A 19,117-nucleotide genomic window follows, 5' to 3' on the forward strand; every position below is an offset into this window, starting at 1 on the left:
AAGAAGCCGGCCTCGCTCGGGTGAGGCACTGACATGTCCGCACTGCAAGAACTCCTGGCCCCGGTCCGCCGGGCCACCGGGCTGGCGATGGGGGTTGCGGCGATCGGCGCGGTCGCCGAGATCGTGCCCTTCGTCGCGATCGGTGAACTGGCCCGGGTGATCCTCGAACCGGGTGATCCGGATCGTGGCCGGCTGCTCGGGGTGGCCGCGGTGGTGCTGGTCGCGCTCGGCGTGCGGGCCCTGTGCACCTCGGCCGCGATCATGATCACCCACTACGCCGACGTGCGCCTGCAGTCCGTGCTGCGCCGCCGGATCGTGCTGCGGCTGGGCCGGGTCCGGCTGGGCTGGTTCACCGAGAACGCCTCGGCCGACGTGGGCAAGGCCGCGCAGAACGACATCCAGACCATGCACTACCTGGTCGCCCACCAGAAGGTCGAGACGGTGACCGGGATCGTGGTGCCGCTGACCGGGTTCGGCTACCTGCTGTGGATCAGCTGGCCGGCCGCGCTGCTCGCCCTCGTCCCGATTGTGCTCTACCTGCTCTCGTTCGCCTTCATGACCCGCGACATGGCGGTGAAGATGAAGCAGATGGACGATTCGCTGGCCGCGGTGAACGCGGCGGCGGTGGAGTTCGTCCGCGGCATCGCCGTGGTCAAGACCTTCGGCCGGGGCGGGCGCTCACACCAGGCCTACGAGACGGCGACCAAGGACTACGCCCGATTCTTCGCCGGCTGGGTCCGGCCGATGCTGCGGCTGGAATCTCTCTCCGGAATCGCCCTTTCGGCGCCGTTCGTGCTCACCCTGACCCTCGGCGGCGGGCTGCTGTTCGTGGACCGGGGCTGGATGGAACCGGTCGAGCTGCTCGTGGCCAGCATGATCGGCGTGGTGATCCCGGCCTCGATCACCCCGCTGCTGCACGGCATGCAGGGGCGGCAGCAGGCCGCGGCGGCGGCCGAGCGGGTGGCCGCGCTGCTGCGCACCGAACCTCTGCCCGAACCGGCCGAACCCCAGACCCCGGACGGCCATCTGGTCGAGATCAAGGGCATGTCGTTCGGTTACGGCTCGGCCGAGGAACACCAGGCGCTGCAGGGCGTGAACCTGAACCTGCCTCCGGGAACCGTGACCGCGCTGGTCGGGCCGTCCGGCTCGGGCAAGTCCACCCTGGCCGCCCTGCTGCTGCGCTTCCACGATGTGACCGAGGGCGAGATCCGGATCGGCGGCGTCGACATCCGGCAGATCGCACCGAAGGACCTCTACCGGACCGTCGGTTTCGTGCTGCAGGACGTGGCTCTGCTGCACGGTACGGTCGCCGGCAACATCGCCCTCGGCGAGGAACGGCCCAGCCGGGAGCGGATCGAGGCGGCGGCCAAGGCGGCCCAGATCCACGACCGGATCATGGAACTGCCGCGTGGCTACGACTCGGTGATCGGTGAGGACGCCCTGCTGTCCGGCGGTGAGGCCCAGCGGGTCTCGATCGCCCGGGTGATCCTGCACGACACGCCTGTCGTCATCCTCGACGAGGCCACCGCGCACGCCGACCCGGAGTCCGAAGCCGCCGTGCAGCAGTCGCTCTCGGCCCTCGCCGCCGGGCGCACCGTGCTGGTCATCGCGCACCGTCTGGACACCGTCCGCAGCGCCGACCAGATCGTGGTGCTGCGCGAGGGCGTGGTGCAGCAGACCGGCCGGCACGAAGAGCTGGTTCAGACCCCTGGCCTGTACGCCGACCTGTGGCGGGCCAGCCACGAAGAAGCCGGAGTGACCTCGTGATCCCCTCCCTGATCAACGTTCTCGGGCCGGAGCACCGCCGGGCGGTGAAGAGCTACCTGGCCTGGCTGGCCGCCTCGGCCGTGCTGGAGGGTCTGGCCGTGGCCGTCCTGGTGCCGCTGCTCAGTGCCGTGCTGCAGGACGACCTGGGCTCGGCCGGGCGCTGGCTCGGGGTGCTCGCGGCGGCCACCCTGGCGGCCTCGGTGGTCTATTACGTCCAGGGCATGCGCGGTTTCACCATGGCGCTGACCGTGCTGGACACCCTGCACGGCCGGATCGGGGCGCACGTGGTCCGGATGCCGCTGGGCTGGTTCGCCGGGGAGTCCGTCGGCCGCCTCAGCCGGATCACCACCTCTGGCGTCCAAGCCATCGTCAGCAGCATCGCGCACCTGATGCAGCCCCTGGTCCGCGGCGTCCTCGCCCCGGTCACCATCGCGGTGGTGGTCTGCTTCTACGACTGGAGGCTGGGTCTGGTCGCGATCATTGCCTCACCGTTCATCTACTGGTGCTTCCGGTTCTCGGCGCGGCTGCTGGGCGCCTCCGACGAGCTGGCCGACGAGGCTGCCGTCACCTCCGGCAACCGGGTTCTCGAATTCGCCCGGCACCAGCCGGTTCTGCGCGCCTTCGGGCAGTCGACGTCCGGGTACGCGCCGCTGGAGGCGGCGATCGAGAACCAGCGGCAGGTCGGGCGCAAGCAGCTGAACTGGACGCTGGGCGGGATGTTGCTGTCCGGTACCACGATTCAGCTGACCTTCACGGTGATGGTGCTGATCGTGGTGCTGCTGGCCGGTGGCCCGCAGACGCAGTCGCTGCAGCTGGTCGCGCTGCTGGCCCTGCTGGCCCGCTTCATCGGCCCGCTCGCCCTGGTCAGCGAGTTGTCCGGGGGAGTGCGGATGGCCCGCAACGACCTGGACCGGGTGCAGGCGGTGCTGGACGTCAAGCCGCTGCCCGAGCCCGCTGCCCCAGCGGTTTTCGACTCGGCCCAGACCGGTGCGATCGCCTTCGAGAACGTGCGGTTCGGTTACCCGCAAGCCACTCCGGTGCTGAAAGGCGTCGATTTCTCCGTCCAGCCGGGCAGCGTCACCGCCCTGGTCGGCCGTTCCGGCTCGGGCAAGACCACGATCACCCGCATCGCCGCGCGTTTTCACGAGGTGGACGGCGGAACGGTCCGGATCGGCGGGGTGGACGTGCGGGAGCAGACCACGGCCCAGCTGATGGGGCAGCTCTCGCTGGTGTTCCAGGACGTGTACCTGTTCGACGGCACGATCGCCGAGAACGTCCGGCTGGGGCGGGAGTCGGCCACCGACGAGGAGCTCGCCGAGGCCGCGCAGCTCTCGGGTGTGAACGAGATCGTCAACCGGCTGCCGGCCGGCTGGGACACCCGGGTGGGGGAGGGCGGCGCCGCACTCTCCGGAGGCGAGCGTCAGCGCGTCTCGATCGCCCGGGCCCTGCTCAAGCGGGCCCCGATCGTGCTGCTCGACGAGGCCACGGCCGCGCTCGACGCCACCAACGAGGCCCTGGTGCGCCGCTCCCTGCAGGCTCTCAGCCGGCACGGCACGGTCCTGGTGATCGCGCACACCCCGGCGATGATCACCAGTGCCGACCGGATTCTGGTGCTGGAACAGGGGACGATCGCGGCCAGTGGGTCGCACGACGAGCTCTTGGTGGCGCATCAGGGTTACGCGTCGATGTTCGCCGAGCGTGCAGCCACCGCCGGCTGGCAGCTGCGGGCCTGAGTTACTGGGTGGCCTGAACTACTGGGTGGCCTGGTGCATCAAATCGCGCAGCAGGCCCATCCCGGTCAGATCGCCGGTGTAGCTGAGCTTTTCGCCGGCGACCCGGTTGTAGAGCCACAGTTCCAGGTCCGAGGCGCCACCGTGGATCACGGTGGCGGCCTCGCCCTGGTTGTCGACCGTCAGGCCGTCAGCGCCGAAGTGGATGAACCAGGAACGGGACGGGGTGCGCACCTGGAGGTCCGGGCGGCCGGCTGGGTAGTCGCCCACCTCGGTGTCGCTGACCAGCATGGCCACCAGCACCTCGTCGATCCCGTCCTCGGCCAGGGCTGCGTCGATCTCGGTGGGGGTGCCCACCGCCAGCTCGGCGTCGAAGCGGTGCACCGCCGTCTCGTGGGCCATCCGCCGGATCCAGAACCCCACGCTCTGGTCGGGCTCGAACCAGGTCCAGGCCGGAGCGTCCGGCGGGTACTCCCGGAACATCTCGCTCAGCCGGGCATACCCCTGTTCCAGCACCTCGACACTGCTCAGCCCGCTCAGGTCGGGCTCCTCGGTGGGGCGGGCTCCTCGCCGGATGCAGTCGACCTTGTGCCAGTACACCTCACCGAGGTGCTGCACCAGATCGTCCAGCGACCAGTCCGGGCAGGAGGGCACCCGGATCTCCTTGAGCCCGGTTCCGGGCAGGATCGCCCGGAACCGGCGGTACTCCGCTTCGAGGTGGCGCCTGAGCTCAGAAGTCTCCATGCCCTCGATCCTCACCCCCTCGTCAAAGGCTTTACGACTTCGGCAACCCGACCAGGCCGTCCTCGATCCTGATCGTGTCGAGGTTGTCGGTGAACCAGCGGTAGGTGCTCTCCACACCCTCGCGCAGCGAGACCGAGGGGGCCCAGCCCAGCCCCCGCAGCCGTGAGACGTCGAGCAGTTTGCGGGGGGTGCCGTCGGGCTTGGAGGTGTCGAACTTCAGCCGGCCCTCCCATCCCACCACTCCCGCGATCGTCTCGGCCAGTTCCCGGATGGTGACGTCGGTGCCGGTGCCTACGTTGATCGTCTCGGGGGAGTCGTAGTTCTCGAGCAGGAAGACCAGGGCCGAGGCCAGGTCGTCGACATGCAGGAACTCGCGGCGCGGGGTGCCCGAGCCCCAGATCGTCACCTCGTCCACTCCGGCCTGCCGGGCCTCGTGGAAACGACGGATCAGGGCGGGCATGACGTGTGAGTTGGCGGCGTCGAAGTTGTCGCCCGGGCCGTAGAGGTTGGTCGGCATGGCGCTGATGTAGGGCAGGCCGTACTGCTTGCGCAGCGACTGCACCTGCATGATCCCGGCGATCTTGGCGATCGCGTAGGCGTCGTTGGTCGGCTCCAGAGCCCCGGTGAGCAGAGCGGATTCCCGGATCGGCTGCTCGGCGTGCTTGGGGTAGATGCACGAGGAGCCCAGGAACAGCAGACGCTGCACCCCGGCCTGCTGGGCGGCGTCCATCAGGTTGACCTGGATCCGCAGGTTGTCGGAGAGGAACTCGGCCGGGTAGGTGTCGTTGGCCAGGATCCCGCCCACCCGGGCGGCCGCCACGACCATCACGTCCGGGCGGGTGTCCAGGACGAACTCCATGGTGGCGGCCCGGTCGCGCAGATCCACCTCGGCCGAGGTGGCGCCGACCAGATCGGTGAAGCCGCGCGCCCTCAGCGCACGCCAGACGGCGGAACCGGCCAGACCGCGATGGCCGGCCACGTAGACCTTCTGCTGCGGAGTCAGCCGCACGCCGCCGGAGGCCGGGGCGTGCTCGACCGAGAGGTCCGCCGAGGAGGGGGGAGACGGAAGGGTCGTCATAAACCCGAACGGTACCGGAGGTCCGAAACTTTGCGTGCTCAATCGGTGACCATCCGTGCCCGCCGGGCGCCGCTCGTCCTAAATCGCCGCCCGGCATCGGGCAAACGCCGGAGGTTGCCGGAACTGGGCCATAACCGCTCTCTGTTACCGGTCGATCACGCTACGGTACGGATCCATCCAGCTTTCCAGCGAGTCCGATCCGCCGCCACCAGTGCTGCTGGCTCAGGGGTCTCGCGGCGACCATTCGGCGACATCGGGCGAGGAGCGGCACGTTGCAGACTTCGAAGAGGGCTCTGATCACCGGGATCACCGGTCAGGACGGTTCGTACCTGGCTGAGTTGCTGCTGGAGAAGGGCTACGAGGTGCACGGGATCGTGCGTCGTTCTTCCCAGTTCAACACCAGCCGGATCGATCATCTGTACGTGGATCCGCACGAGGCCCGGGCCCGGTTGTTTCTGCATTACGGGGATCTGACCGATGGTTCGCGGTTGGTGACGTTGCTGGAGAAGGTGCAGCCGAACGAGGTGTACAACCTGGCTGCGCAGTCGCATGTGCGGGTCTCGTTCGACGAGCCGGAGTTCACGGGTCTGTCGACCGGGGTGGGTTCGACCCGGTTGCTGGAGGCGATCCGGATGATCGGTCTGGAGTGCCGGTACTACCAGGCTTCGAGTTCGGAGATGTTCGGGGCGACGCCGCCGCCGCAGAACGAGGACACGCCGTTCTGGCCGCGTAGTCCGTACGGGGCGGCCAAGGTGTATGCGTACTGGATGACCCGGAACTACCGGGAGGCGTACGGGATGTTCGCCACCAACGGGATTCTGTTCAATCATGAGAGTCCGCGCCGGGGTGAGACGTTCGTGACCCGGAAGATCTCGATGGCGGTCTCGAACATTGTGGCTGGTAAGCAGGATTTCCTGTACATGGGGAATCTGGATGCGGTGCGGGACTGGGGTTACGCGAAGGACTATGTCGAGGCGATGTGGCTGATGCTGCAGGCCGAGGAGCCCAGTGACTTCGTGGTGGCGACCGGGACTGCTTATACGGTGCGGGATTTCCTGCAGTTCTCGTTCGAGCATGTGGGTCTGGACTGGGAGAAGTACGTCCGGTTCGATGAGCGGTACCTGCGCCCGAGTGAGGTGGACTCGTTGATCGGGGATGCGTCGAAGGCGCGGGATGTGCTGGGCTGGACGCCCAAGGTGCTGACCCCGGAGCTGGCCCGGCTGATGGTGGATGCCGACAGCAAGACCATCGACCTGCGCACCGAGTTGCCTGCCCAGCTGTGATCAAGCCGGCGGCCCCGGCCGCCGAGGAGTCGACTGTGCAGACTCAGACCCCGGTCGTCCTGCCCCCGGCCCGCGCGAACCACGAGCGCGGGCCGGTGTCGCGACCGCGGCTGCGGATGGCGCCGGGCATGTTCCGACGGCTGATCGAACGCTCGTCTCCGGTGATCGCGACCCCCGACCCGAGCAACTCGCCGCTGGCCAAGTGGGCCCGCAGCGCCGACCCCTGGTTCCAGTTCGGCTCGATCCAGGCCCCGCCCCGCACGGTGCTGATCATCCGCACCGACTCCACCGGCGATCTGGTGATGACCCTGCCGCTGCTGAGCGCCTTGCGCTCGGCCTGGCCCCAGGCCCGGATCACCCTGCTCACCCGCAGCGATCTGCTGCGCAGCGGCGCGCTGGTCGACGAGGTGATCGCCTGGCCGGGCGCAAAGCCCTGGGGCGGTTCGCTGTTCGCCCAGTTCCGGTACTGGCTGCTGGGCCGTCGCCTACTGCACCGCACGCGTCCGTTGCGGGGGCGGTTCGATCTGGCCATCCTGCCCCGGCGTGATCCGGAAGCGTTCGGCACCCGCTACGTGGCCTGCACCGCGGCCCGCCGGGTGGTCGGTTTCGATCCGGCCGACCGGCTCGCTCACCCGGGCGAGGTGGACGAGCGCGACCTGCTCACCGACCGGGTCGGCTCCGGCGATCCGCTGACCCACGTCCTGCGGCACAGCGAACGGCTGGCCACGGCGATGGGCGTGACGATCACCCCGGACGCGTACGACGCCCCCGCTCTGGCTCTGATCGGGCCGGCCGAGCATGCCGCGGCCCGGAGCATCCTTTCCCCGCTGGCCCCTTCGACCGGCCCGCTGATCGCCGTGCACCTCGGTACCGGCCAGACTCGCCGGGACTGGCCGGCGGCGTCCTACGCGGCCGCGATCAACACCGTTCACCAGCGGGTCGGCGTGCGCGTGGTGCTGATCGGCGATGTCACCGGCCGGACCCTGGCTGAGGAGTTCGCCTCGGCCGTGGACCCCTGCGTCCCCTTGGTCAGCGCTGTGGGCCGCGGTTACGAACTGGCCCTGCTGGCCGGTAGCGATCTGTACCTCGGCGGCGTGGGGGATGCGATGCACCTGGCCTCTTCGGTGGCCACACCGTGTGTGGCGGTGTCCGGCCAGTCGCTGAACGGCAATCCGGTGGGAGCCGACGCCGTGAACCGGATCGGGCCCTGGTCGTCCGGCTCACGGGTGGTGGCGCCTTCGGACCCGGCCCCGGGCTGCGCGGACGAGTGCCAGGCCGAAGCCGCGCACTGTGTCCTGGGGGTCAGCGCCGGGTCGGTGTCCCGGGTGATGATCGAGGTGCTCACCGGTTTCACCCCGAGCCTGCCGCGTCAGGTCAGCCGGGCCGAGGCCGGGCTCACCACCGCCTGAACCCACTTGCCTCGGCCGGGCCGCCCTCGGCTTGAGTGCTCCGCGTCACCTTCACCCGAACGGCGGTCGTCACCGCCGGGCGTTCCGGGCGAGTCTTTCCCGCGCAGGTTCGTCACGGTGGGAGAGGTGAGGCAGGACATGGGTGCCCGGCAGTGCGTCGTCATCCCGGTCATCGAGCGGCCCAACGGGTTGGTCATGACGCCGTCCTCGACCGAGGGTGGCTACTTCCCGAGGGTCATCGTGGAAGGCCAGATCCGGTACTCCCGGCTCACCGTCGAGGGCGTCGACGAGGTCTGGGGCCCGACCCTGGCCGAGGCCCAGGAGCGGGTGGCCGAGCAGAACGCCGCCTGGGGCCTGAGCAACGACGACGTCATGCGGATCCTGATGGGCTGGCAGGTCGCCCGGGACCAGGAGGACGCCCGGGTGTTCTGCCCGGTGTGCCGCCGGCAGTACGACTGGGCCTCGGGTGAGCGGTGCACCTCGTGCGGGGCGGACGCCACCGGTAAGTAACCGGGTTTTTCCTGGGGTTTTCCTACCGTAACCAAAGACCTGCGTAGGGTATGGGGCTTACGCGAGTTGGAGGGACTTGTCGTGGGTGCTCTTGGTGGTCTGGTCGTGTCCGAGGGGCGCTGGGTGAAGATCGCCCTGATCGCCGCTCTCGCTATTGTCGTCGGCTCGACGATACTGCTGACGTCGCATCGCGCCCGCACCGGCGCCGCCGACCTCGAGCAACCCGGTGAGCAGTGCGTCTCCGTCACCACCCCGTGCTGAGACCGGTTCAGCCAGGGGATTTCTGGGTGCGGCGGTAGGCCGACGGCGGCACGCCGTAGTACTCGGTGAAGGCCTTGCGCAGGTTCTCCGCCGTGCCCAGCCCGCAGCGGTTGGCGATCGCGGGCAGCGGCAGGGTGGTGGTCTCCAGCAGGTTCGCGGCCGCGCTGGTGCGGGCCCGGCGCACGTAACGCCCGGGCGCCTCGCCCACCTCCTGCAGGAACAGCCGGGTCAGGTGCCGCGGGCTGACCCCGGCCAGGCCGGCCAGGGCCTCCAGGCTCAGGTCGGCGGCCAGATCTACCTGCACGTGCTCGGTCACCCGGCGCACCAGGCCGTGCTGCGGGGCCGGGGCGGCGGTGAAAATGCTCATCTGCGACTGGTTCCCGGGTCGTTGCAGGTAGGTCACCAGCTGCCGGGAGACCCGTCGGGCCAGTTCGACGCCGTGATCCTCCTCGACGAACGCCAGGGACAGGTCGAGCGCACTGGTCACCCCGGCCGCCGTCCAGGCCGAGCCGTCGCGGATGAAGATCGGGGCGGCGTCCACCGTCACCTTGGGGAACCGCTTGGCGATGTCGGCGGCGAAGAACCAGTGCGTGGTGGCCCGGCGGCCGTCGAGCAGGCCGGTCGCGGCCAGCACGCTGGCCCCGGTGCAGACCGAGGCCACCCGCCGCGTGTCCCGGGCCAGTCGCCGCACGTGCGCGACCAGCGAATTGTCGTCCGCGGCGCGGTTGTAGGTGATGCCGCCGGAGACGACCAGGGTGTCCAGGGGACCGGTGTGGGTCTCCACCGAGGCATCGGCCTGCAGTACCAGTCCGCTCTGGCACAGGATCGGACGGCCCCCGGGCGCCGCCACGCTGATCCGGTAGGGATCTTCCAGGCGGCCCACCAGATTGGCCAGCGCCAGCGTGGTGGTGACGCAGGCGATGTCGAGCAGTTCGGCGCCCTCGTAGCCGACGACCAGCACGGATCGCTCCATACCGACCAGTATGGGGGGATCGCGGCCAGGATGGACGTCGATCCCAAGCATCCGGACCGGACCTCCGGAGTTGCTGGAGCTATCGGTGGGAAGAACGGACGTCCTGCGCGGCGGGGGAAGGCCCCCGATCGGCTCCGGGGGAGTTCCTGATGGTGATCGTTCCACAGACGCGGCGAATCTGATTGCATGACAACGGAAACCACTCAGCTGACGCTCGAGCTCAGACGGAGAGGGGTGATCGCGTTCCTGCTGATCACCTTCGGCGGTTCGTGACGCTGATCCTCGGGCCGTACCTGCTCCTCGGCTGGTCACTGCTCAATCCGCTGGTCCAGCTGCCCGGTGCGATGATGCCCGCGGTGGCCGCCTGGATCGTGCGAAAGTGGGTAACCCGCGAAGGGTTCGGTGATGCCGGTCTGCGGCTGCGGTTACGCGAGGCCTGGCCGCAGTACCTGCTGGCGTTACTCGGACCACCGCTGGTCGCGGGCGCCATGGTCGTGACCGCAGTGCTTTTCGGCTGGTACGACTGGGATACCTCGGAGCTGAACGAGTCGCTGGGCGGGGTCCCGCTCCCGGTCGCGCTGCTGGGGTTGATGGCTTTATCGATCGTGCTGATGCCGGTGTTCTGGGGCGAGGAGTTCGGCTGGACCGGTTACCTGCGCCCCCGCCTGCTGGTCGGCCGGCCCCTGCTCTCCTTGCTGCTGACCTCGCTGCTCTGGGCGCTCTGGCACTACCCGCTGGCCTTCACCGGCTACACCGACTTCGACAACGTCCTGGTCGGGCTGCTGTGCTGGACCGCGATCTTCTTCCCGCTGCAGGCCCTGTTCACCGCGCTGTACGAACACAGCGGCAGCATCTGGGTACCGAGTCTGGCCCACGCCGGCAACAACTTCGTTCTCTGGGCCCTGGCCGGTGCGCTGATGATCGACAGCGGGCAACTCAGCTCCTCGACGGTGAACCTGGTGGCCTGCATCCCGCTGAGCCTGCTGGCGATCTGGGCCTGGCGCAGTTCACCCCGGCACACCGGTCTGCCGCTGGAGACTCAGCCGGCCAGGTAGGCGGCCAGGTTCTCCAGCGAAGAGGCCAGCCCGGCGGCATGATCCGTTGCGCTGATGCCGTCGGGCACCTGCTCGGCCACGATCTGCACCCGCGACCCCTCCGGAACCGGCGACGCCTGCCAGGTCATCAGCATGGTGCCGGCGAAGGCCGGATCGTCGGACTCGAAGTCCACCGCCTGCACCAGTCGCTCGCCCGGCACCACCTCGACGATCCGCACGTGCACCAGGTCGGAGTTCTCGGTGGTCTTGCCGGTCGGGCTCTCGAACCGCAGCCGCAGCCGGTAGGAACCACCCGCCCGCAGGTCGAAATGCTCGAATTCGCCGGTCGAGCCCTCCGGCGGCAGCCACTGCTGCAGCGCCTCCGGCGAGACGAAGGCGTCAAAAACCTTCTCCGGCGGGGCAGCGACGACCCGAGATGCGCGGTCGGTACGAGGCATGGCCCCAGAATACGATCAAGAGCCCGACGACGCCCTGGTCTGGCTCACGGCGAATCCGTAGGGCAGTTCCAGCCGGTGCCGGGCCAGCAGCGGCTCGTCGGCCAGGAGTTCGGCGGTCGGTCCGTCAGCCTGGATCCGGCCGTCGGCCAGGATCACCGAGCGTGGGCACAGCTGAAGGGCGTAGGGCAGGTCGTGGGTGATCATCAGCACCGTGACGTCCAGTTCGAGGAGCACCTCGGCCAGTTCCCGCCGGGCCGCCGGATCGAGGTTGCTCGAGGGCTCGTCCAGCACCAGCACCTCCGGGTCCATCGCCAGCACGGTGGCCACGGCAGCCCGGCGGCGCTGGCCGAACGAAAGGTGGTGCGGCGCCCGGTCGGCGACATCGCTCAACCTGACCTTGTCCAACGCTGCGGCCACGCGGGCAGCCACCTCGTCCCGGTCCAGGCCGAGATTCCGCGGCCCGAAGGCCACGTCGTCGCGCACGGTGGGCATGAACAGCTGATCGTCCGGGTCCTGGAAGACGATGCCGACCCGGCGCCGGATCTCCTTCAGATTGGCCCGGCCGACCGGGGTCTGCCCGATCTGCACGGATCCCTCAGAGGCCTGGAGCACCCCGTTCAGGTGCAGCGCCAAAGTGGTCTTGCCCGCTCCGTTCGGCCCGAGCACGGCCACTCGCTCACCCGGATGCACGCGCAGGTCCACGCCGTCCAGCGCCCGGTGGCCGTCGGGGTAGCGGAACCCGAGACCTTCGATCGTCACCGCGTGGTTCATGCTCGGGCCGTCAGAGCGAGGAGCCCGAAGAGCACCGGCAGGCTCAGCCCGGTGGCCCAGGCCGACCAAGGTGCGCCGGAGGCGTCCCCCATCGGCATTCGTCCTTCGTATCCGCGCGCGAGCATGGCCAGATGCACCCGCTCACCCCGCTCGAAACACCGCACGAACAAGGTGCCTGCACCCCGCGCCACGATCGGCCACTGCCGGATGTCCCGGGCCTCGAAACCTCGTGATTCCCGGGCGATCCGCATGCGCCGCAGCTCGCCGGCCACCACATCGGTGTAACGCACCATGAAGCTCATGATCTGCACGAGCAGAGCAGGCAGGCGCAGCCGTTGCAGGCCGTTGAGGATCTCGGGCAATGACGTGGTGGAGGCCAGCAGCACCGAGAGAGACAGGCCGACCGTGGCCGTGGCGATGAGTTCCCAGGCACTCCAAAGGCCTTCGATGCTCAACGGAAGGCCCAGCACCTCGGTCCGCTCGCCCTGGGCCACGAAGGGCAGCAGCAGGGCGAAGCCGAGGAACGGCACCTCGATCAGCAGACGCCGGGCCATCAGGCGGGGCGGAATTCCAGCGGTCGCCACCAACACACCCACGACGGCGGCGAAGCACCCGAAAACCCAGATCTGGTGGCGTGGGGCCGCGACCACGGCCAGCACCGCCAATAGTGCGGCCACCAGCTTCACCTGCGCCGGAAGCCGGTGCAGGACCGAGGATCCCGGACGGTAGAGGCCGTGATGCCCGCTCACTCGTGAGCTCGCGACCGCGGGCCCCGGCGGAATCGAGTCAGCGCGATCACGGTCGAGGCCAGGACGAAAGTGACTCCTACACCGACGATGCCGGCCAGCCCGCCGGACAGACGGGGGTTCTCCACCCCCTTCACGCCGTAGTCGGCCAACGGCGAATCGTCCAGAGCGTGGTCCTCGGCCTGGGCTGAGATGCCGTGGTCCTCACTGACCTTCTCCAGGCCGTCGGGAGAGCCGCTGGCGTAGAAGCTGACCACCCCGGCGAAGAGCAGGCTGACCAGAAGCAGGCCGATGAGCAGGTTGCGGGTACGCACGGGTCAGACCTCCACCGGGGTCGGGGCCAGGCTGCGGTTGAGATGGATCAGGTCCGGCCGGGTGGCGGCGATCGCCCCCACGGTGAGCGCCGTGATCAGTCCTTCGCCGATGCCGATCAGCGCGTGCACCCCGACCATGGCGGCCGTCACGGTGCCCAGCGCCACCTCGGTGGTGCCGCCCAGGGCGTAGAACAGCACGAAGGTCAGGCTGGCTCCGACCACCGACACCCCGGCCGCGATCCCGGACGAAACGGCCAGGGGAATGCGGACTCTGAGCAGGAAGCGGGCCAGCGGGTAGCCGATCAGCACGGTGGCCAGGGCCATCGTGGAGATGTTCAGCCCCAGGGCGGTCAGGCCCCCGTCGGCGAACAGCACGGCCTGGACCAGAAGAACCACCGACACGCACAGAGCCCCGGTGAACGGCCCGACCAGGACCGCGGCCAGAGTGCCGCCGAGCAGGTGCCCGCTGGTGCCGCCGGCGACCGGGAAGTTCAGCATCTGCGCGGCGAACACGTACACCGCGACCAGCCCGGCCAGCGGCGCGGTGCGGTCGTCGAGTTCCTCGCGGGCCTTGCGCAGACAGACCGCGATCCCCGCAGCGGCCACCACCCCCGCGGCGATCGAGGTGGGTGCGTTGACGAAACCGTCCGGAGCGTGCATGGCACCCTCGATTCCTCGAGCGGAGTGTTGCCCGGCCCGCACAGGCTCACTCAGTTGCACGACTTTTGCAATAAGGCGGCCGAATCCGATCTGCCGACAGGGCGGCCCGGACGGTCAGCGCGGTCGCAGGATCGCCTGGGCGTACTTCCGGAAAAGCTTCACCAGCCGGCTGTTGTCGTCGGATCGGTGGGCCAGCACCACGTGCCCGGGTGGGGCGTCCAGCAGCGGAACGCTGATCAGGTCGGGCCGGCCGTAGTGCGGGGCGGCCGGAAGAATCGCGATGGCCTGGCCGGTGGCCACGAACTCGAACTTGTCCTCGATTCTGGTGATCTTCGGGCCGCCCGGGGCCCGGCGGCCGTCGGGGCGAGGGTCGAGGCGCCAGTACGCGTTCAGGGCCGGGTCGTCGACCTCGGGCATGGGCTCGTCGGCGATGTCGGCCAGGGTGAGTGACTCCTGGCCGGCCAGGCGGTGGTCGGCGGCCATCACCACCACCCGGGGTTCGTCGTAGAGCACGGTCACGTCCAGGCCGGTGGTGGCCAGAGGCAGGCGGGCGACCGCGGCGTCCACCCGCCGTTCCAGCAGAGCCTCGCGTACGTTGTGCCATTCCAGGTGCAGGGTCTGGATGTCGGCCTCCGGATGGCGTCGCCGCATCTCGAGCACCACGGGGGTGACCACGATGTTGGTCCGCCCGATCACCAGCCGGCTCGGGTCGGCCGCAGCCCGGGCTTCGGTGGACGCCTGCTCTGCGAGCTTCAGCAGCGACCTGGCCCGGGGCAGGAAGGCGGTGCCGGCCGAGGTGAGCTGCGTGCCCTGCGGGGTGCGGTCCAGCAGTCGGGCGCCGACCTGCTCCTCGAGCTTGCGCACCTGCCGGCTCAGCGAGGGCTGGGCCACCCGCAACTGCTGCGAGGCCTTGCCGAAGTGCCGGTGTTCAGCCACCGCGACGAAGTAGCGCACCAGGCGCAGATCGAGGTCCGTCATACCTGAACGGTAACCTCCGTCGCCTGCCGGAGGCTCAGCGAAAGTAGGCTGACGTGCGGTGATGCCCGTTTCGCATGTCCGTTTCCGGAACAAGTCTTGGACGCCTTCGACCTGCGGTGGGCACGGTTGGACCACCAGCAAGGAGTCCAGTTCAGGAGAAGAGATCATGCGGGTATTCGTCACCGGGGCCACCGGCTTCATCGGCAGCGCGGTCGTCCGCGAACTGCAGGCCCACGGTCACCAGGTGCTTGGCCTGGCCCGGAGCGAGGCGAGCGCGGACAAACTGCAGTCGGCCGGGGCCGAGGTCCATCGTGGCACCATCGACGATCCGGACAGCCTGCGGGCAGCCGTGGCCGCGGCCGACGGCGTGATTCACACCGCTTACGACCACAGCGACTGGTCGGCTCTGACCACGACCGCCGCGCACAAGGACAGCCAGGTGGTCAAGGCGCTCGGCGAAGAGCTGGCGGGCAGTGGCCGGCCCTTGGTGACCACCTTCGGTACCACCGGTCTGCAGCCGGGTTTCGTGCTCACCGAGCAGTTCCGGCCGGAGGCGGGTCAGCGGGCGGGACGGGCGGTGGTCGAGGCCCTGGTGCTCGAAATGGCAACCACCGACGTACGTACCGTGTCGGTGCGGCCGGCCACCGTCGTCCACCATCAGGGGGTTCTGGGGTTCGTCCACTTCCTGGCCGAAGTGGCCCGGCAGAAGGGATTCTCGGCCTACCCGGGTGACGGCTCCAACCGCTGGCCCGCCGTCCACGTCGATGATGCCGCGGCCGTGTACCGGCTGGGCCTGGAAACCGCGCAGCCCGGAAGCGTTCTGCACGCGGTCGGCGAGGAGGGGATCACGTCCCGGGCCATCGCCGAAGAGATCGGCCGAGCGCTGGGACTGCCGGTCCAGGCCGTGGCCACCGAGCAGGCAGTGGAGCATTTCGGTTGGATCGGATCACTTTTCGCCCTCGACATCCCGGCCTCCAGCCATGCGACGCAGGAACTGCTGGGCCGGCGCCTCACCGGGCCGAGCCTGCTCGAGGACCTCGCAGCTGGTCTGGCGCACTGATGGTCTGGCGCACTAACCGGATCGCCGTACCACCAGGTGGGTGGGCAGCACCACGTCCTCGACCGGATCGCCCGGGTGCTCGATCATCCGGCTGAGGGTCTGGACCATCCGGGCCCCCATGTCCTCGACCGGCTGGTGCACGGTGGTCAGGCTCGGCGTGGTGTGCCGGCTGGTGGGGGAGTCGTCGAAACCGACCACGGCGACATCCTCCGGCACCCTTCGCCCGGCCGCCGCGAGCTCGGCCAGGGCACCGATCGCCATCTGGTCGGAGGCACAGAAGATCGCATCCAGATCGGGAGCCCGCTCCAAAAGCCTTCGCGCCCCGACGCGTCCACTGTTCTCACTGAAGTCGCCGTGCTCGACCAAGGTGGGCAGCGCGTGCCCGGCCAGCGCCGACGTGTAGCCCTCCAGCCGCAACCGACCCGCCCCCATGTCCAGGGGACCGGTCAGCGTCGCGACGCACCGACGTCCTCCAGCAACCAAGTGCTCCACCGCCAGAGCCGCGCCGCCCGCATTGTCCATGTCCACGAAAGGCAGCGACGTGACCGCGGAATGCGGGCGGCCCCCGAGCACCGCCGGTACCCCGCGCGCCGCGAGCTGGCCCGGCAGCGGATCGTCCCCATGGATCGACAGCAGCAGCACCCCGTCCACGTGCTGCTTGCTGAGGTAGTCGTTCAGCCGCTGGCGGTCGGAGTCCCGGTGGTCCACGGCCAGCAGCAACTGCCGGGAGGTACCGGCCAGCGCACTGCTCACCCCGCGCACCACCTGGGCGAAGAACGGCTCCCCGAACAGCCGGTCCTCCGACTCCGAGACCACCAGGGCGACCACGTCGGTGTGCTGGGTGACCAGCGACCGGGCCGCCCGGTTGGGCACGTAGCCCAGATCCTGCACCGCCTGCAGCACGGCGTTCCGGGCCGCCTCGCTGACCTGCAGCGAACCGTTGATCACCCGGGACGCCGTGCCCCGCCCGACCCCGGCCCGCAACGCCACTTCCTCCAGCGTCGGGGGCCGGTTCGGGCTACGCCTGTTCATCGCAGCAGGGTATGACTACTGATCCAGCGAACGGGAGCGCATGGTGCGGGAGTACCACAGGGCCGAGTCCTTCGGAGTACGGACCTGGGTCTGGTAGTCCACGTGCACGGCCCCGAACCGCTTGGCGTACCCCTCGGCCCACTCGAAGTTGTCGAAGACCGACCAGAGGAAGTACCCCTTCAGCGGCACCCCGTCCTCGATCGCCCGGGCACAGGCGGCCAGGTGCTCGCGCACGTAGTCGACCCGCCGCTGGTCGTGCACCGCGCCGTCCTCGGACAGCTCGTCGTCGAAGGCCGCGCCGTTCTCGGTGATCACCAGCGGCACCGCGGGGTACTCCCGCTTCAGCCGGGTGAGCACGTCGTGCAGGCCGTCCGGGTCGATCTCCCAGCCGATGTCGGTCAGCGGCTTGCCGTGCCGCACCTCGCGGGCGTGCGCGGCTCCCGGGTAGGGCGAGTCCAGCTGCCCGGTGCGCTCGCCGACCAGGTCGGGGTGCTCCGGATCGCCGGTGATCAGGTACTTGGTGTAGTAGTTCACGCCCAGCAGGTCGATCGGCGCGCTGATCAGTTCCAGATCGCCCTCCTGCACCGCCGGCAGCCAGCCGAACTCGGCGGTGTCGTGCAGCATGTCCTGCGGGTAGCGGCCCTTCAGCACCGGGTCGAGGAACAGCCGGTTCTGGAAGCCGTCCACCCGGCGGGCGGCGTCGGTGTCCACGGCCGAGTCCGAGGCCGCCTGGACCGAGTACAGGTTGAGGGTGATCCCGATGTCGGCCACGTTCTGCGCCCGCAGGGCCTGCAGGGCCAGGCCGTGCCCGAGCAGCAGGTGGTGCACGGACTTCAGGGCGGCCTGCGGGTCGCGTAGACCGGGGGCGTGCCGGCCCGCGGCATAGCCCACGAAGCTGGACACGAACGGCTCGTTCAGGGTGATCCAGTGCTTCACCCGGTCACCCAGGTGCTCGTGCACGATCGCACTGAAATCGGCGAAGCGCTGGGCGGTGTCGCGGTTCGGCCAGCCGCCCGCGTCCTGCAGGGCCTGCGGCAGGTCCCAGTGGTAGAGCGTGATCCACGGGTCGATGCCGGCGCCCAGCAGCTCGTCGGTCAGCCGGGAGTAGAAGTCCAGGCCGGCCTCCAGGGCCTTTCCGGTGCCGTCCGGCTGGATCCGGGGCCAGGACACCGAGTAGCGGTAGGCCTTGAACCCCAGCTCGGCCATCAGGGCCACGTCGTCCTTGAACCGGTGGTAGTGGTCGATCGCCACGTCCCCGGTGTCGCCGTTGACGACCCGTCCCTCGGTGTGCGAAAAGACGTCCCAGATCGACTTGCCGCGCCCGCCCTCGGTGGCCGCGCCCTCGATCTGATACGCGGCGGTGGCCCCGCCGAAGACGAAATCGTCCGAGAAAATCATGCTTTCACTGCTCCATCCATGATTCCGCTGATCAGTTGCCGACCGAAGAACACGACGACGACGAGCAGCGGGAGCGTGGCCATCAGGGTGCCCGCCATGACCAGGGACTGGTCGGTGTAGTAGCCGCTCGACAGCCGGGACAATGCGACCTGCACAGTCGGATTCTCCGGGCTGAGGGCGACGAAGGGCCAGAGGAAATCGTTCCAGTACGTCATGAAGGTGAACAGACCCAGGATCGCGGCGGCCGGGCGCAGCCCGGGCAGCACCACCGACCAGAAGATCCGCAGGGTCGAGGCACCGTCCACCCGGGCCGCCTCGATCAGCTCGTCCGGGATCGCCTGGATCGCGTACTGGCGGACCAGGAAGACTCCGAAACCGCTGAACAGGTAGGGCAGGATCACGGTGGACAGGGAGCCCTGGATGCCGAACCAGTCCATCATGATGTACAGCGGTACGGTGCCCAGCTGAACCGGCACCATCATGGTCAGCACCACGATGGCCAGCAGCACGTTGCTGCCGCGGAACTTGAGCTTGGCGAAGGCGAAGCCGGCCAGCGAGGAGAAGATCACCACACCCACGGTGATCGTGCCGGCCACGATGAACGAGTTCATCAGGGACTTGGCGAAGAGCACGTCGGCCTGGTCGAACAGTGCCTCGACGTGCGTGCCGAGGTTGCTCCCGGGCACGAACGAGGGTGGCATCTGGACGATCTCGTCGTTGGTGCGGGATGCCATCACGAGCATCCAGTAGAGCGGGAAGACCGAGAGGAAGAACGTGATCACCAGCACCAGGTAGTTCAGCGGGCTGGCCCGGAACAGCTGGGTGTTGCTCTCGACGACCTTACGGCGCAGGGTCTTCTTGCTGTTCTGCCCGGTCTCCGGCTCGGTGACGACTGCGGTCATGGTGGCTAC

Annotated in this window: 18 protein-coding genes and 1 pseudogene; 8 read left to right on the top strand and 11 right to left on the bottom strand. The window is 69.2% G+C overall.

Annotation, left to right across the window (positions count from 1 at the left end; genetic code table 11):
* Positions 1 to 33 precede the first annotated feature (33 nt).
* Both LR394_RS04515 and LR394_RS04520 read left to right on the top strand, forming a co-directional pair.
* Positions 34 to 1,767, top strand: coding sequence for an ABC transporter ATP-binding protein (locus LR394_RS04515; protein ID WP_231439075.1), 1,734 nt, complete (start codon positions 34 to 36; stop codon positions 1,765 to 1,767).
* Positions 1,764 to 3,500, top strand: coding sequence for an ABC transporter ATP-binding protein (locus LR394_RS04520; protein ID WP_231439076.1), 1,737 nt, complete (start codon positions 1,764 to 1,766; stop codon positions 3,498 to 3,500). Before LR394_RS04515 ends, LR394_RS04520 begins: the two co-directional genes overlap by 4 nt.
* A gap of 18 nt (positions 3,501 to 3,518) precedes the next feature.
* On the opposite strand, the gene LR394_RS04525 is transcribed toward LR394_RS04520, so the two are convergent.
* Both LR394_RS04525 and LR394_RS04530 read right to left on the bottom strand, forming a co-directional pair.
* Positions 3,519 to 4,241 carry a maleylpyruvate isomerase family mycothiol-dependent enzyme gene (locus tag LR394_RS04525; protein ID WP_231439077.1) on the bottom strand — a complete coding sequence of 241 codons (723 nt, stop codon included), beginning with the start codon at positions 4,239 to 4,241 and terminating at the stop codon, positions 3,519 to 3,521.
* A 31-nt stretch (positions 4,242 to 4,272) separates the two neighbouring features.
* Positions 4,273 to 5,319, bottom strand: a complete 1,047-nt coding sequence (locus tag LR394_RS04530; protein ID WP_231439078.1) for a GDP-L-fucose synthase family protein — start codon at positions 5,317 to 5,319, stop codon at positions 4,273 to 4,275.
* A gap of 272 nt (positions 5,320 to 5,591) precedes the next feature.
* Here LR394_RS04530 and gmd point away from each other — a divergent pair, with 272 nt between their 5' ends.
* The 4 genes from gmd (at position 5,592) to LR394_RS04550 (ending at position 8,782) form a co-directional block, all read left to right on the top strand.
* Positions 5,592 to 6,602: a GDP-mannose 4,6-dehydratase gene (gene gmd, locus LR394_RS04535; RefSeq protein ID WP_231439079.1), complete on the top strand. Its 1,011-nt coding sequence runs from the start codon at positions 5,592 to 5,594 to the stop codon at positions 6,600 to 6,602.
* A 35-nt stretch (positions 6,603 to 6,637) separates the two neighbouring features.
* Positions 6,638 to 8,011, top strand: coding sequence for a glycosyltransferase family 9 protein (locus LR394_RS42690; RefSeq protein ID WP_231439080.1), 1,374 nt, complete (start codon positions 6,638 to 6,640; stop codon positions 8,009 to 8,011).
* A gap of 117 nt (positions 8,012 to 8,128) precedes the next feature.
* Positions 8,129 to 8,521 (top strand): hypothetical protein, encoded by a 393-nt coding sequence (locus LR394_RS04545; RefSeq protein WP_231439081.1) that lies wholly within the window; start codon positions 8,129 to 8,131, stop codon positions 8,519 to 8,521.
* A gap of 123 nt (positions 8,522 to 8,644) precedes the next feature.
* On the top strand, positions 8,645 to 8,782 hold the full coding sequence (locus tag LR394_RS04550) for a hypothetical protein (RefSeq protein WP_231439082.1): 138 nt from the start codon (positions 8,645 to 8,647) through the stop codon (positions 8,780 to 8,782).
* A gap of 7 nt (positions 8,783 to 8,789) precedes the next feature.
* On the opposite strand, the gene LR394_RS04555 is transcribed toward LR394_RS04550, so the two are convergent.
* Complete coding sequence (locus LR394_RS04555) at positions 8,790 to 9,755, bottom strand: GlxA family transcriptional regulator (protein ID WP_231439083.1); 966 nt, start codon at positions 9,753 to 9,755, stop codon at positions 8,790 to 8,792.
* 269 nt (positions 9,756 to 10,024) lie between these two features.
* Here LR394_RS04555 and LR394_RS04560 point away from each other — a divergent pair, with 269 nt between their 5' ends.
* A complete protein-coding gene (locus LR394_RS04560) occupies positions 10,025 to 10,810 on the top strand; it encodes a CPBP family glutamic-type intramembrane protease (RefSeq protein WP_231439084.1) in 786 nt (261 codons plus the stop codon).
* Here the strand turns inward: LR394_RS04560 and LR394_RS04565 are convergent.
* The 5 genes and pseudogenes from LR394_RS04565 to LR394_RS04590 all read right to left on the bottom strand — a co-directional run bounded on the left by LR394_RS04565 (position 10,795) and on the right by LR394_RS04590 (position 14,716).
* Entirely contained in the window at positions 10,795 to 11,247 is a 453-nt protein-coding gene (locus LR394_RS04565) for an SRPBCC family protein (protein WP_231439085.1), read from the bottom strand. The genes LR394_RS04560 and LR394_RS04565 overlap by 16 nt on opposite strands.
* Positions 11,248 to 11,262: 15 nt before the next feature.
* Positions 11,263 to 12,018, bottom strand: coding sequence for an energy-coupling factor ABC transporter ATP-binding protein (locus LR394_RS04570; protein ID WP_269328654.1), 756 nt, complete (start codon positions 12,016 to 12,018; stop codon positions 11,263 to 11,265).
* Positions 12,015 to 12,767 carry a cobalt ECF transporter T component CbiQ gene (gene cbiQ / locus LR394_RS04575; RefSeq protein WP_331283042.1) on the bottom strand — a complete coding sequence of 251 codons (753 nt, stop codon included), beginning with the start codon at positions 12,765 to 12,767 and terminating at the stop codon, positions 12,015 to 12,017. The genes LR394_RS04570 and cbiQ overlap by 4 nt, the downstream gene beginning before the upstream one ends.
* Positions 12,764 to 13,738: pseudogene (locus LR394_RS04585) on the bottom strand (energy-coupling factor ABC transporter permease). Before LR394_RS04585 ends, cbiQ begins: the two are co-directional and overlap by 4 nt.
* 114 nt (positions 13,739 to 13,852) lie before the next feature.
* Entirely contained in the window at positions 13,853 to 14,716 is an 864-nt protein-coding gene (locus LR394_RS04590; protein ID WP_231439090.1) for a LysR family transcriptional regulator, read from the bottom strand.
* A gap of 166 nt (positions 14,717 to 14,882) precedes the next feature.
* On the opposite strand from LR394_RS04590, the gene LR394_RS04595 reads away from it, so the two are divergent.
* Entirely contained in the window at positions 14,883 to 15,776 is an 894-nt protein-coding gene (locus LR394_RS04595) for an SDR family oxidoreductase (protein WP_231439091.1), read from the top strand.
* Positions 15,777 to 15,788: 12 nt separating this feature from the next.
* On the opposite strand, the gene LR394_RS04600 is transcribed toward LR394_RS04595, so the two are convergent.
* From LR394_RS04600 to LR394_RS04610, 3 genes are read right to left on the bottom strand one after another with little or no spacing between them, the layout of a single operon-like run.
* Positions 15,789 to 16,808: a LacI family DNA-binding transcriptional regulator gene (locus LR394_RS04600; protein WP_231439092.1), complete on the bottom strand. Its 1,020-nt coding sequence runs from the start codon at positions 16,806 to 16,808 to the stop codon at positions 15,789 to 15,791.
* 15 nt (positions 16,809 to 16,823) lie between these two features.
* Complete coding sequence (locus tag LR394_RS04605; RefSeq protein WP_231439093.1) at positions 16,824 to 18,206, bottom strand: GH1 family beta-glucosidase; 1,383 nt, start codon at positions 18,204 to 18,206, stop codon at positions 16,824 to 16,826.
* Positions 18,203 to 19,108: a carbohydrate ABC transporter permease gene (locus LR394_RS04610; protein ID WP_231439094.1), complete on the bottom strand. Its 906-nt coding sequence runs from the start codon at positions 19,106 to 19,108 to the stop codon at positions 18,203 to 18,205. The genes LR394_RS04605 and LR394_RS04610 overlap by 4 nt, the downstream gene beginning before the upstream one ends.
* Between the last annotated feature and the right edge of the window lie 9 nt (positions 19,109 to 19,117).

The sequence above is a fragment of the Kineosporia babensis genome (assembly GCF_021129305.1).
Lineage (GTDB): Bacteria > Actinomycetota > Actinomycetes > Actinomycetales > Kineosporiaceae > Kineosporia > Kineosporia babensis.

Excerpts from the sequence above, each read along its gene's own strand:
- LR394_RS04515 (WP_231439075.1), top strand. The coding sequence starts at position 34 with ATGTCCGCACTGCAAGAACTCCTGGCCCCGGTCCGCCGGGCCACCGGG.
- LR394_RS04525 (WP_231439077.1), bottom strand. The coding sequence starts at position 4,241 with ATGGAGACTTCTGAGCTCAGGCGCCACCTCGAAGCGGAGTACCGCCGG.
- LR394_RS04600 (WP_231439092.1), bottom strand. The coding sequence starts at position 16,808 with ATGAACAGGCGTAGCCCGAACCGGCCCCCGACGCTGGAGGAAGTGGCG.
- LR394_RS04555 (WP_231439083.1), bottom strand. The coding sequence starts at position 9,755 with ATGGAGCGATCCGTGCTGGTCGTCGGCTACGAGGGCGCCGAACTGCTC.
- LR394_RS04570 (WP_269328654.1), bottom strand. The coding sequence starts at position 12,018 with ATGAACCACGCGGTGACGATCGAAGGTCTCGGGTTCCGCTACCCCGAC.
- LR394_RS04595 (WP_231439091.1), top strand. The coding sequence starts at position 14,883 with ATGCGGGTATTCGTCACCGGGGCCACCGGCTTCATCGGCAGCGCGGTC.
- LR394_RS04610 (WP_231439094.1), bottom strand. The coding sequence starts at position 19,108 with ATGACCGCAGTCGTCACCGAGCCGGAGACCGGGCAGAACAGCAAGAAG.
- LR394_RS04605 (WP_231439093.1), bottom strand. The coding sequence starts at position 18,206 with ATGATTTTCTCGGACGATTTCGTCTTCGGCGGGGCCACCGCCGCGTAT.
- LR394_RS04590 (WP_231439090.1), bottom strand. The coding sequence starts at position 14,716 with ATGACGGACCTCGATCTGCGCCTGGTGCGCTACTTCGTCGCGGTGGCT.
- LR394_RS04565 (WP_231439085.1), bottom strand. The coding sequence starts at position 11,247 with ATGCCTCGTACCGACCGCGCATCTCGGGTCGTCGCTGCCCCGCCGGAG.
- LR394_RS04530 (WP_231439078.1), bottom strand. The coding sequence starts at position 5,319 with ATGACGACCCTTCCGTCTCCCCCCTCCTCGGCGGACCTCTCGGTCGAG.